Raw genomic sequence first — 12,729 nt, forward strand, 5'->3', positions numbered from 1 at the left:
ATGGGACTGCCACCCACCTGTTGTAAGGCTCGCTGCAAGCCCGCCGCCAGAGCCGCATAACTCTCACCACCTTGAACGACGGTAACCGAGCGCCAACCGCTGTAGGCCAATCGAAATTGATAGAGCAGGTGTGGAAAGGTCTTGGATTGAATCGTAACCGGGTTGTCGGGGTGGGTAAAATCAGAAAACCCCTGTTGCGCCACAACCGCCTGCTGGCGAAAAATGACCTCGCGTTCCGGCCCGTGTAGCGCCCGCCAGAGCTTCACACGGCGTTGCAGGGTGCGCAGAATGGTCTGATCGTAGTGCTCAGGGTAATGCTCTTGCAGATAATCAAGCAGAGTTGTACCGGTCAGCTTAGGCTCATTTTCTAACAGATGGAGCAACTCTGTTTCCCAAACCGCTTCCAGTGGATCTTCTCGGGTACGCCATTGCCGCTCGGTGTCAAGGCAGGGTTTTTGTGCTGATGTCTCGATGCGTCGCCCAGATCGGACAGAAACGCCTGCCTTGGCGGCAGCTACTTCTTGGCTTGCGCCATTTTGTCGGTGCTGCATGTACAGCTCCTCTTGTCGGTTGGTTATGTGTTGACCAGGCACCTTGTGCTCCACAGTGGAAAACAAAGTACCGATTGTTACACCCAACCGGCCAAGATAATTGTCGTTAACCGGTCATCCTAATTGTCGCCGAACACCACGCAATGATCGTGATTGAGGATTTGAAGGTCAGCAATATGTCTCGCTCAGCCAAAGGCACCACGGACAATCCGGGCACCAACGTTGCCGCAAAATCCGGCTTGAACCGGTCGATACTGAACCAGGGCTGGCACGAATTCCGGGGCGGAGAAGTGCTGGCGGTGCCGGCGCATTACACCCGTCAAACGTGCCCAGCCTGTCAGCATGTCAGTGTCGACAACCGCAAGACGCAGGCTCGTTTTAAGTGCGTTGAGTGTGGGTTTTCAGAGAACGCTTATCTGGCCGGTGCGATCAATATAAAAGCACGAGGGCATCGCGTTCTAGCTTGTGGAGAGACGGCGTCAGCTGTTCAATGAAGCAGGAACTGGCTGCCCGAGTAATCAGGTAGCACTCTCTTTTGGGAATCCTCTTCCTGAGCATTCAGCGAAGGGAGGATGTCAGTAAGAGGAATGTTTCGGCACGTGAAGCCTGGCCGGAAATCGAGGACACCGCAATACGAAAATCTCTAACCAACACAGACTGCAGGGCACTGGTTTGAAGTCCTAGAGCAAAATGGATACTTCAGGCCAAAACCCCTGCTAAGTCCAATACACTTAAATATTAGACATAATGGAATAGAGTAATTATACTGTACCCATGACCTATTGGTATTGGCGCCAAACCTGGTTTTCGCTAGCGTCAGCTAAACACCACAGCCTGGTAAAACCTCATGAGCACGATAGATACAAACAAGCTGGGCGGAATCAACCTCAAGATCCGCGGCGGCGAGCAGTCAATCGGAGCCATTACAAAGAATCGAGTTACCCTACGCGATCCTAAAACCCGTAAGCCTCGCGGTGTTCGGATCTAAACTCCGGACGACCAACTGATTAAAGAGCTTTAACAGTGAGCTAGCTATGAGCAAATTAGACGAAATCACACTGTATTACCCAACTGAATTGAAGCGTTTTAGTAAAGTGGAAGCTATGGCGGAACTTATGCGCATCGGGGAGTTTCAGATTTTACTTGCTTTTATCGATCCACGTACTAACCGCCAAGTTGAGAAGAGATTTACGTTCTACCCAGCGCCACAAATCACCATCACTGGTAAATATTTTTTTGCTGAATACGCCGGTCTGCCGCTGAAAATACCGGCTGACCTAGGCTGGTGGGTTGAGGCTCAGCGTCAGAAACTGCTCAGCGTTATGAAGGTAGAGCAAAAATTACTGATTTTGAAGCGAGGCAGCTACACGGAAACCGTATTTGACCTTGAAGTGCTGCCAGCTATTCAGGGGTTCTGGGGACATTCCGTCCTAATGTAACACTTATCGCTACAGCCCAACTGTCATAAGGCATCCAGAGGCACCTTAATTTTCAAAATCGCTGTAATATCCAGTTTATAGTAGTATTCCAGGTTTCGCGAGAAGCCCATGTCTTATAAAGAACGCCTGACCATACTTCACGAAGCTGAAATTAACGACCTATATGGCATTCCCAGTCTCTCGCTTGAAGGAAAACGTGTCAGTTTTGCACTGAATGACCCGGAACAGGACGTTATTAAATCCATCAGGAATCGCAATCATAAATGCTATGCCATAGCACTTCTCGGTTATTTTAAAATCAAACCGATCCAACACAACCCGCCTTACAAGGAATTGCAGGAAGATCTAACCTTTATTGCTGAAGAATATTTCGCTAAATTTAAAGTTCCTCGCTTTAGTGTTAGTCGTATGCAAAAGGCACGTATCTACGACAAGATTCTCAACCTGCAGGGTTTTAAAACATGGGATGCAAAGCAACATCAGGAACCTCTCATTAGCTATTTACAAAAGGTTGCTAAATCCTGGATAGAACCACGCTTTTTATTTGATGCCTGTACCGAATATCTGGCTCGGAATCATATAGCTATTCCAAAATATACTGTACTTCAACGGATTATAAGTCAGGTAATCAAGCAGGAGCGTAAGCGACTTTCTGACACATTAAAAGCAACTATATCTGCTGATTTGGCTGAGAAACTGGCGGATTTAGTCGATGGAGAAAGTACACTAACGGTCAAAGAACTTAAGCAGGCTGCGAAAAGTTTTAATGTTTCAGAGTTGGAGAAAGAGTTGAACGTGAATAAGCTGATTCAGACTTGGATGAATGAAGTAAATCAGGTGGTATCTGCTTTGTCACTATCGCAAAAAAACCAACTGCATTATGCGACGATGGTTGATTACTACTCTATTACCAAGCTTAAACGCTTTTACCGAGTCACGCAGCAGCTTTATTTACTTTGTTACCTTCAGGAGAGGGCGCAAATCAATATTGAACGTCTGGCCGATGGATTTATCTACCACGTTCGAAAATTGCGTGAAAAAGCCAAAGCGCATGCCAAGGAAATGGCCTATAAAGACTGGGAAGGTGCAGCAGCAAATATTAGCAAAGCCGCTGAACTATTATACTTTTTTATTGACGATACAATTGATGACCAAGTGTCATTTAGACAAATAAAAAAACGGGTACAAGACTTGCTTGGAGCACGGGAAATTGAATTACTGTGCCTGTATCTAAAAAAACAAAAACGTACGAACAATGATTACATCTGGGAATTTTATGATAAGAACAATGAGCTGATTCAACACATAATACGCCCCATCTTTTTATGTCTGACGTTTGAAGGGTCAGGCAATACACAGGCATTAGCTGCACAATTAAATGGAATGCAAAAGGAGTTGTTAGATACCGGGGAATTGGCGTCTACAGACCGGCGATTAATTTCATCCAAACATCAATTTTATGTGATCGATGCGGATAACAAGGTACTCTCTGAACGTTACGAGATTATGCTGTATTTAGCGGCCCAAAATAAGCTGGATGGCAAACTTTTTATACCCACAGCCATAAAATATCGCGCATTACACGATGATCTGGTTGGGGATATCCCTTGGGCTGAGAAAGACAAATTGCTCAAAGATTCCATGTTAGGCAGTATGAATACCGAGCCTGCCCAGCTGGTCAAGTCAATGGAACAAGAGATGACCGATAAGCTGCAGCGGGTCTGCCAACGTATTGATGACGGCGACAATCGAAATGTGATATTGCGTAATCGTTCGGGTAAAACCCAATGGCGGCTTCCGTATTCCGGTGCTAAAACTGCTCTAAACAATCCTTTTTTTGATCGCATGGAACCCATCAACGTTGCTGACGTATTGCGCTTCGTTCATCAGGAGACAGGCTTTTTAAAGCACTTTGAGCATGTTCGTCAGATACAGTCCGGCCAGAGCGATCATTTGAATGATTTGCTGGCAGCAGTCATTGGCAATGGAACTTATTACGGCTTGCATGGCATGGCCAGTATCTCTGATCGGTCATATGAACACCTACGCACAGTGCAAGCCAATTATTTGCGACCTGAAACGCTAAACCTCGGCAATGATGCCATTAACGATGCGACAGCGAAATTATCAATCTTCAAACATTACAATATCCAGGAAGGACTCATTCATGCGAGTGCCGATGGGCAGAAATTCGAATCACGGTTAGAGACATTTAAAACCCGCTATTCATCGAAATATTTTGGCACAAACAAAGGACTGACATCGATGAACCTGATTGCCAATCATGTAGCATTGAATGCCCGAATTATCGGTGCTAATGAACATGAATCACACTTTATTTTGGACTTGCTTCATAACAACACCTCTGAAATTAAGCCGGATATATTATCAACGGATACGCACGGGGTTAATCATGTGAACTTTGCCTTGCTGGACCTGTTTGGCTATACCTTTGCACCGCGCTATGCTCAGTTTGGAACGGTGATATCAGACTTATTTGATGTAAGTGAGGGAGAAGATAATAAGGCGACGCTCTCATTGAAAAAGCCTATCAATACAGCACTAATTATCGATGAGTGGGATACTATTCAACGCATTATTGTATCGCTGCAGCAAAAGACGATAACGCAGGCAACACTTGTTAGAAAGCTTTCCGGCTATAGTCAAAACCATCCCTTGCTGAAAGCTTTAACTGAGTACAACCGTATGCTCAAGGCCATGTACTTACTGGACTATATTGATGATGCCAGCTTAAGAACTTATGTGCAGCGAGCATTGAATCGCGGAGAGGCTTATCATCAACTACGCCGTGCCATTGCTCATGTGAATGGTAATCGTTTCAGAGGGAAATCAGACGATGAAATCGTCTTGTGGAATGAATGTGCGAGGCTATTAACCAACGCCATTATTTATTTTAACTCGCTGATACTGACGCGATTACTCGAGTATTTTGAAGAGGAAGGTGACGATAAGAAGCTCGAAATTATCAAGCAGGTTTCACCAGTGGCCTGGCATAATATCAATTTGAACGGGACCTACAGCTTCAGCTTTGAACAAAATCCGCTCGACTTGGATGAGATTATGCAATCAATCGTGCAAAATGAAAATTAAGACACCTCTGGACACCCTATGAGGCAAGGGCTGTAGCGATAAGTGTTACATTAGGACGGAATGTCCCCAGAACCCCATAATGTAGCTCAGCGTTTTAATTCAGATAAAGATTACGCTGAAAAGCTCAACGGTTTAGAGCTGAAAGCAAAAACCGCCGGTAGCGGGGTTTGGGCTTTTAGTGACAGTGTTTCACCGTCAGAATATAGAAAGGAAGTTAAACGTGTTGGAACAACACCAGCAATACCCTGATTCATGGCTGACGTTGTTAAAGTGGGTGGCGATAGCATCAATGACGTTGGACCACTGCAACCGGTTTTTGCTGAGTGAAGCGGGCGCGATTGCTCCTGGCCTTGGTCGTTTGGCCATGCCTTTATTTGTGTTTGTCCTTGCTTACAACTTAGCGCGAATGCCCGTTAACAAAATGCCGAAATTAGTTTTTCGGCTTTTTGCGTTTGGGGTTTTGGCAACACCGGCTTACCTGGCTGTGGGCGCAACGTCTAAATATGGGTGGTGGCCATTAAACATCCTGTTTACGTTTATGACGCTTACGACGGTTGTGTGGCTGCTGAGCGTGAAAACGGACAGCAAGTGGAAAACGGTTGTGTACCGTTTTTCAGCCATAATTTTGTTTCTCGTTTTAGGGGTAATTGTCGAATATTTTTGGGTCGGTCTTGGTTTGGGTCTGTCGATTTGGGCTTATTTTCGCCTAGCGAAAATAACAATCTGGGGCAGGGCTTTACCGTTCGCGGTGGCTGCGTGGTTCGTGCTTCTGAATGATATGAACGGCAACTGGTGGGCGCTTGTGGCATTTGCGTTGGTCGCGACAGGCTGGTTAGTGCCAGCGGATAAAGTCAAATTACCTCGCTGTAAATGGTTTTTTTACTGGTTTTATCCCGCACATTTGGCGGTAATTTGGGTTTTGGTGAAAATTTTTCCTTGAAGTGCGATAAATGTAAATGCCTTTCAAAAATAGTTATTCAATAACTTTTAAGCCATAAAAAAACCGCCTAAATAGGCGGTTCTTTTATTTATAATTCTGGTTACTTTTTTGTGAAACGTTTTTCATATACGCCCACTAACACTAAAGTCTCGCCATCTAATTTAAACTTTGTTTGATTGCTTCTTACATCAACCAGATTACCTTCGTTTACTAAATATGTACCGTTTGTTTTAGTTATATTTCTATCATGCAAAATATTTACTTTGTCGCTTGAATCTTCAGTTATTAATAACGTTTGTGACTTTCCTCCGTCCTCTTTTACTTCGCTCCATGTACCTAAAAACGGCTCTTTGTTACTGCCGCCGCAAGCGGTTAAAAGTAAGGTTGTGGCCAATGCAATAACAAATTTAGTCATTTTAATAATCTCTATGTGTGTAAATTTTATTCTGTTACTATCCAATCAGATACGTCTAAATCTGGATTTTCAGAACGCCATTTTTTCAGAACCGTGTGATTTCCGCCCGCTGTGGTAACGGTTTCACCCGTTTCAGGGTTTTTGTATGTTTTTGGTTCTCTTGGCTTCCGAGGCTTTTTGATGAAAGCGTTATTTGCTAAGTGTTCGGCCTGGTGAGGGTTTAGCAGTTCGGCAGCTTCTTCTTTGGTCTTTTCATAAACTTCTAAAAGGGTTTCAAGTTCGTTAAAAAACTTTAGATCATTCTGAAAGCTCTCATTGTTCTCAATAGCAGCCAGATCACTTTCCATTTTCTGCACTTGTTCTTTGATTTTCATGTATTCGCGTAGCGTTGCCATACAGTTTCCACCTAATTTTTGGTCTAATTTATGATTTACTTATTTCGTAAAGTCGCATTGTGGCAGATAAATTGAATTGCCACAACGCAACGGAGTATGGATTACATTTCAAAATCACGTGAACTAATTTTTAATTGTTGCGCTGGTTGGCTCACTTCCGTTTTAGCAGCAGCCATAACGGCTTTCATATAGTCGTTATCTTGACCAATGGTTGTTAGCTCTGCGGCCAGCTCTGGGCTCTTATCGGCTAGATACACAACGGCAATAATAGCCTCCTTTAGTTCAGGTTTACCTCTCAAATCTTCAAGGCGGCTGGTTATTTCTTGCGCTGTTTTCTTTGCGCCTGCTTCGGTATGAGGCGGCTTTAGCTCCAATATTTTGTTTGCGTTATCTTTTGCTTCAGCATTTTCAACACTGAGCTGTGCGGGCTCTTGGTCAAATGTGGCCACAATAGAATTAGTGAAGCTTTCACTGTAACCAGTCCTGAAGTTCCCGCTGATCTCATCATTGCCAGCAGGCAACGTTTTTGTATAAATGGGCTCTCCACTTTCAAGTTGCCCGGTAACGTTGGTTTCAGCAATTACCTGTGAGGCATTTCCTGGCTCTTTATCGAGTCCGTTAGGCAGGTTGTGGACAATGGAAGGTAGCTCTGAGGCTTTGGCTTCAAAGAACGCACCACCGGCAGCAGCAGCCGTTGTGTACTGCGTGGAAATATCGCCAGCCACTAGATCGAAAGTACCAGTTTTGTTTTCAGTAGTTGGCACATACTGTTCCAATTTGAAATTAGGCGGCGTGAAATCCTCCCCGGTTAATTCTGCTATTGTTTCGTTGTCTAGTTTCCTTATGTCTAAATCGTTTGTAACTTCTCTTGCAGCTTCGCCAGCGGTCATTTCTCCACTATCGCTAAGCGGTACAAAATCTTTATCAAAATGGGTTACTTGGTACATACCCTCTTCTTTTGCACTTCGTGTTAGAAGGGTTGTTGTAGATTCTGAGCTAAGCGTTAGAGCTTCAATTTCGCCGCTGTTTATTCTTTCTTCGACGCGCTCACCCAAGAGTGATCGCTGATCGCCAGCTTTAACGGCTGCACCAAAAGCATTTTCATTGGTACTGCTCGCCAGTTCTTCCATTTTGTACAGCTTACTAAGGTCAAGGTCTGTGTCAGGTGTCTTCTCGTCATTATCGGTGTCAAGCATTTCCACAACTTCATTCAACGTTTTCTCGTTTTCAATTCTTGTTGATTCCGCCGCCATACCTTCATTAATTAAAGATTCAAGTTCTTCAGGTGTATTTGCTGTGTTGCGCTCGGCTTCGGTATTTTCTACGGTCTGCCGGTTGGTCACGGTTTCAATGTTTTCAGTGTCGAGCTGATTTTTGACAGTCTCAATATTTTCAACATCGAGCTGGTTTCGTTCGTTCACTTCCAGTTCGCTTGTTAGCTCTGAAACATAGCTTTCCATTAGTACGGCGCTGCGGGTCGCTCTCGCGCTATCTAAGTTTGTTTCTAGTACATCAAATTTTTCAGCCGTGATATTTTGGCTTTCCATCAGCGCCATATACTGGCTTTCCAACTCAACGAATCGGCTTTCTTGCTCTCTGAAACTATCCGCCATTGGCAGCATCTTACTGTCTTGATAATCGGTTTCCAGCTCTTTACTAAACGCTCTGGCTGCGTGATTCGTTAACATAAATTCGTTGGGCTCTTTCCCGGCAAGCTCCGCTTTATGGGGTTCTGGGGACATTCCGTCCTAATGTAACACTTATCGCTACAGCCCAACTGTCATAAGGCATCCAGAGGCACCTTAATTTTCAAAATCGCTGTAATATCCAGTTTATAGTAGTATTCCAGGTTTCGCGAGAAGCCCATGTCTTATAAAGAACGCCTGACCATACTTCACGAAGCTGAAATTAACGACCTATATGGCATTCCCAGTCTCTCGCTTGAAGGAAAACGTGTCAGTTTTGCACTGAATGACCCGGAACAGGACGTTATTAAATCCATCAGGAATCGCAATCATAAATGCTATGCCATAGCACTTCTCGGTTATTTTAAAATCAAACCGATCCAACACAACCCGCCTTACAAGGAATTGCAGGAAGATCTAACCTTTATTGCTGAAGAATATTTCGCTAAATTTAAAGTTCCTCGCTTTAGTGTTAGTCGTATGCAAAAGGCACGTATCTACGACAAGATTCTCAACCTGCAGGGTTTTAAAACATGGGATGCAAAGCAACATCAGGAACCTCTCATTAGCTATTTACAAAAGGTTGCTAAATCCTGGATAGAACCACGCTTTTTATTTGATGCCTGTACCGAATATCTGGCTCGGAATCATATAGCTATTCCAAAATATACTGTACTTCAACGGATTATAAGTCAGGTAATCAAGCAGGAGCGTAAGCGACTTTCTGACACATTAAAAGCAACTATATCTGCTGATTTGGCTGAGAAACTGGCGGATTTAGTCGATGGAGAAAGTACACTAACGGTCAAAGAACTTAAGCAGGCTGCGAAAAGTTTTAATGTTTCAGAGTTGGAGAAAGAGTTGAACGTGAATAAGCTGATTCAGACTTGGATGAATGAAGTAAATCAGGTGGTATCTGCTTTGTCACTATCGCAAAAAAACCAACTGCATTATGCGACGATGGTTGATTACTACTCTATTACCAAGCTTAAACGCTTTTACCGAGTCACGCAGCAGCTTTATTTACTTTGTTACCTTCAGGAGAGGGCGCAAATCAATATTGAACGTCTGGCCGATGGATTTATCTACCACGTTCGAAAATTGCGTGAAAAAGCCAAAGCGCATGCCAAGGAAATGGCCTATAAAGACTGGGAAGGTGCAGCAGCAAATATTAGCAAAGCCGCTGAACTATTATACTTTTTTATTGACGATACAATTGATGACCAAGTGTCATTTAGACAAATAAAAAAACGGGTACAAGACTTGCTTGGAGCACGGGAAATTGAATTACTGTGCCTGTATCTAAAAAAACAAAAACGTACGAACAATGATTACATCTGGGAATTTTATGATAAGAACAATGAGCTGATTCAACACATAATACGCCCCATCTTTTTATGTCTGACGTTTGAAGGGTCAGGCAATACACAGGCATTAGCTGCACAATTAAATGGAATGCAAAAGGAGTTGTTAGATACCGGGGAATTGGCGTCTACAGACCGGCGATTAATTTCATCCAAACATCAATTTTATGTGATCGATGCGGATAACAAGGTACTCTCTGAACGTTACGAGATTATGCTGTATTTAGCGGCCCAAAATAAGCTGGATGGCAAACTTTTTATACCCACAGCCATAAAATATCGCGCATTACACGATGATCTGGTTGGGGATATCCCTTGGGCTGAGAAAGACAAATTGCTCAAAGATTCCATGTTAGGCAGTATGAATACCGAGCCTGCCCAGCTGGTCAAGTCAATGGAACAAGAGATGACCGATAAGCTGCAGCGGGTCTGCCAACGTATTGATGACGGCGACAATCGAAATGTGATATTGCGTAATCGTTCGGGTAAAACCCAATGGCGGCTTCCGTATTCCGGTGCTAAAACTGCTCTAAACAATCCTTTTTTTGATCGCATGGAACCCATCAACGTTGCTGACGTATTGCGCTTCGTTCATCAGGAGACAGGCTTTTTAAAGCACTTTGAGCATGTTCGTCAGATACAGTCCGGCCAGAGCGATCATTTGAATGATTTGCTGGCAGCAGTCATTGGCAATGGAACTTATTACGGCTTGCATGGCATGGCCAGTATCTCTGATCGGTCATATGAACACCTACGCACAGTGCAAGCCAATTATTTGCGACCTGAAACGCTAAACCTCGGCAATGATGCCATTAACGATGCGACAGCGAAATTATCAATCTTCAAACATTACAATATCCAGGAAGGACTCATTCATGCGAGTGCCGATGGGCAGAAATTCGAATCACGGTTAGAGACATTTAAAACCCGCTATTCATCGAAATATTTTGGCACAAACAAAGGACTGACATCGATGAACCTGATTGCCAATCATGTAGCATTGAATGCCCGAATTATCGGTGCTAATGAACATGAATCACACTTTATTTTGGACTTGCTTCATAACAACACCTCTGAAATTAAGCCGGATATATTATCAACGGATACGCACGGGGTTAATCATGTGAACTTTGCCTTGCTGGACCTGTTTGGCTATACCTTTGCACCGCGCTATGCTCAGTTTGGAACGGTGATATCAGACTTATTTGATGTAAGTGAGGGAGAAGATAATAAGGCGACGCTCTCATTGAAAAAGCCTATCAATACAGCACTAATTATCGATGAGTGGGATACTATTCAACGCATTATTGTATCGCTGCAGCAAAAGACGATAACGCAGGCAACACTTGTTAGAAAGCTTTCCGGCTATAGTCAAAACCATCCCTTGCTGAAAGCTTTAACTGAGTACAACCGTATGCTCAAGGCCATGTACTTACTGGACTATATTGATGATGCCAGCTTAAGAACTTATGTGCAGCGAGCATTGAATCGCGGAGAGGCTTATCATCAACTACGCCGTGCCATTGCTCATGTGAATGGTAATCGTTTCAGAGGGAAATCAGACGATGAAATCGTCTTGTGGAATGAATGTGCGAGGCTATTAACCAACGCCATTATTTATTTTAACTCGCTGATACTGACGCGATTACTCGAGTATTTTGAAGAGGAAGGTGACGATAAGAAGCTCGAAATTATCAAGCAGGTTTCACCAGTGGCCTGGCATAATATCAATTTGAACGGGACCTACAGCTTCAGCTTTGAACAAAATCCGCTCGACTTGGATGAGATTATGCAATCAATCGTGCAAAATGAAAATTAAGACACCTCTGGACACCCTATGAGGCAAGGGCTGTAGCGATAAGTGTTACATTAGGACGGAATGTCCCCAGAACCCCACTTTGGTGCCTACCAGCTTTTGAGGAATGGTTAAGTAAATGCAACGCTTATCCGTATCACGTGAGTCGATAGTGACTCTCCCCGCCTTCTCAGGACAGGCGTCTGGCACGCTTGTATACCCGGAAAAATCCATGAAATTGTATTGCTCAAGTGGAGAGGAACCGTTAGCACTGGCTCCAACGGAAGACGCAAACTTAGCCATGTCTTCTTTGGATTTTTTCATCGCCGCCCGATATAGAACGATCTTGGCGTCGCGCTCTTTGGTCAGCTTTTCGTAGGCTTCTTTTGATTCGGAAACCTTCTCGTTATAGGCGTCCCCTTTGTTGGCGAGCTCAGCCTTGGTCGCATTACGCTGGTCTATTTCAGCCTGGATTCCCGCGATTTCGGCATTATGCCTAGCCGTACTTTCGTCGTACCAGGCCTGAGCTGCTTCCTGGAAGCCTGAAACAGAAGATTCAAGGGCGGTTCCTGAAACACCATCATAAGTCAGGGCTAATTGAGGGGCTAAGCCTTCAGCGCCTGAAATGATGAAGTCACGAAACTTGTTATCCAGATCCTTGATTGCTTGAATATCCGCAGAGTAGCTTCGTGCTGCATCTTCGGCGCCGGACTTAACGCTGAACACAGCGCCGGATATTTCCTCTATATTCGCTACCTCGCGAATGTCTCGCGTATCAACCACGCCCGATGAGGGGTAGTCGGAACAGCCAGCCAAAAACGAACCCAAAACGATCAGAATAGATAGTTTCTTCATGTGTTTTCCATAAAAAAGTTTAAGAAGTTTGCGGCCTAAAGTGAGTATTTCGAGCGCCAATGAATATATCACAATTACTCTATCAGCTTTCCTTAGCGACGCCCAAAAACCGCAAAAAGGATTAGATTTTAGATCGCATAGCATCTTTTAGTTGTCACTAATTTATAGGCCAAAAAAAA

The 12,729-nt window shown here is 44.1% G+C and carries 10 protein-coding genes and 2 pseudogenes; 7 read left to right on the forward strand and 5 right to left on the reverse strand.

The window, feature by feature from the left end; genetic code table 11:
* A pseudogene (locus MELB17_RS16395) lies at positions 1-551 on the reverse strand (IS21 family transposase); the annotation flags it as partial.
* Positions 552-676: 125 nt separating this feature from the next.
* Here MELB17_RS16395 and MELB17_RS16400 point away from each other — a divergent pair.
* The 6 genes and pseudogenes from MELB17_RS16400 to MELB17_RS16415 form a co-directional block, all read left to right on the forward strand.
* Positions 677-1,045 (forward strand): annotated as a pseudogene (locus MELB17_RS16400) (RNA-guided endonuclease InsQ/TnpB family protein); the annotation flags it as partial.
* Positions 1,046-1,398: 353 nt separating this feature from the next.
* On the forward strand, positions 1,399-1,539 hold the full coding sequence (locus MELB17_RS24685; protein WP_157133327.1) for a hypothetical protein: 141 nt from the start codon (positions 1,399-1,401) through the stop codon (positions 1,537-1,539).
* Positions 1,540-1,585: 46 nt separating this feature from the next.
* Positions 1,586-1,990, forward strand: a complete 405-nt coding sequence (locus tag MELB17_RS16405) for a hypothetical protein (RefSeq protein WP_007351429.1) — start codon at positions 1,586-1,588, stop codon at positions 1,988-1,990.
* A 108-nt stretch (positions 1,991-2,098) separates the two neighbouring features.
* Complete coding sequence (locus MELB17_RS16410; protein ID WP_007349077.1) at positions 2,099-5,101, forward strand: Tn3 family transposase; 3,003 nt, start codon at positions 2,099-2,101, stop codon at positions 5,099-5,101.
* A 60-nt stretch (positions 5,102-5,161) separates the two neighbouring features.
* Positions 5,162-5,350, forward strand: coding sequence for a hypothetical protein (locus MELB17_RS24690; protein ID WP_157133328.1), 189 nt, complete (start codon positions 5,162-5,164; stop codon positions 5,348-5,350).
* Positions 5,322-6,041 (forward strand): TraX family protein, encoded by a 720-nt coding sequence (locus MELB17_RS16415; RefSeq protein ID WP_007351430.1) that lies wholly within the window; start codon positions 5,322-5,324, stop codon positions 6,039-6,041. The genes MELB17_RS24690 and MELB17_RS16415 overlap by 29 nt, the downstream gene beginning before the upstream one ends.
* Before the next feature lie 100 nt (positions 6,042-6,141).
* On the opposite strand, the gene MELB17_RS16420 is transcribed toward MELB17_RS16415, so the two are convergent.
* The 3 genes from MELB17_RS16420 to MELB17_RS16430 all read right to left on the reverse strand — a co-directional run bounded on the left by MELB17_RS16420 (position 6,142) and on the right by MELB17_RS16430 (position 8,593).
* Positions 6,142-6,456 (reverse strand): hypothetical protein, encoded by a 315-nt coding sequence (locus tag MELB17_RS16420; RefSeq protein WP_007351431.1) that lies wholly within the window; start codon positions 6,454-6,456, stop codon positions 6,142-6,144.
* 26 nt (positions 6,457-6,482) lie between these two features.
* Complete coding sequence (locus MELB17_RS16425; RefSeq protein ID WP_007351432.1) at positions 6,483-6,851, reverse strand: histone-like nucleoid-structuring protein, MvaT/MvaU family; 369 nt, start codon at positions 6,849-6,851, stop codon at positions 6,483-6,485.
* Positions 6,852-6,952: 101 nt separating this feature from the next.
* A complete protein-coding gene (locus MELB17_RS16430; RefSeq protein ID WP_036185203.1) occupies positions 6,953-8,593 on the reverse strand; it encodes a hypothetical protein in 1,641 nt (546 codons plus the stop codon).
* 123 nt (positions 8,594-8,716) lie between these two features.
* On the opposite strand from MELB17_RS16430, the gene MELB17_RS16435 reads away from it, so the two are divergent.
* On the forward strand, positions 8,717-11,719 hold the full coding sequence (locus MELB17_RS16435; protein WP_007349077.1) for a Tn3 family transposase: 3,003 nt from the start codon (positions 8,717-8,719) through the stop codon (positions 11,717-11,719).
* 45 nt (positions 11,720-11,764) lie between these two features.
* Here the strand turns inward: MELB17_RS16435 and MELB17_RS16440 are convergent, their stop codons facing one another.
* Entirely contained in the window at positions 11,765-12,550 is a 786-nt protein-coding gene (locus tag MELB17_RS16440) for a hypothetical protein (RefSeq protein WP_036185205.1), read from the reverse strand.
* Positions 12,551-12,729 lie beyond the last annotated feature (179 nt).

This window comes from Marinobacter sp. ELB17 (genome assembly GCF_000169375.1).
Lineage (GTDB): Bacteria > Pseudomonadota > Gammaproteobacteria > Pseudomonadales > Oleiphilaceae > Marinobacter.

What these genes read in the sequence shown, in the direction of transcription:
- MELB17_RS16440 (WP_036185205.1), bottom strand. Translation starts at nt 12,550, where the DNA reads ATGAAGAAACTATCTATTCTGATCGTTTTGGGTTCGTTTTTGGCTGGC.
- MELB17_RS16425 (WP_007351432.1), bottom strand. Translation starts at nt 6,851, where the DNA reads ATGGCAACGCTACGCGAATACATGAAAATCAAAGAACAAGTGCAGAAA.
- MELB17_RS16420 (WP_007351431.1), bottom strand. Translation starts at nt 6,456, where the DNA reads ATGACTAAATTTGTTATTGCATTGGCCACAACCTTACTTTTAACCGCT.
- MELB17_RS16405 (WP_007351429.1), top strand. Translation starts at nt 1,586, where the DNA reads ATGAGCAAATTAGACGAAATCACACTGTATTACCCAACTGAATTGAAG.
- MELB17_RS24685 (WP_157133327.1), top strand. Translation starts at nt 1,399, where the DNA reads ATGAGCACGATAGATACAAACAAGCTGGGCGGAATCAACCTCAAGATC.
- MELB17_RS24690 (WP_157133328.1), top strand. Translation starts at nt 5,162, where the DNA reads ATGTCCCCAGAACCCCATAATGTAGCTCAGCGTTTTAATTCAGATAAA.
- MELB17_RS16435 (WP_007349077.1), top strand. Translation starts at nt 8,717, where the DNA reads ATGTCTTATAAAGAACGCCTGACCATACTTCACGAAGCTGAAATTAAC.
- MELB17_RS16430 (WP_036185203.1), bottom strand. Translation starts at nt 8,593, where the DNA reads ATGTCCCCAGAACCCCATAAAGCGGAGCTTGCCGGGAAAGAGCCCAAC.
- MELB17_RS16410 (WP_007349077.1), top strand. Translation starts at nt 2,099, where the DNA reads ATGTCTTATAAAGAACGCCTGACCATACTTCACGAAGCTGAAATTAAC.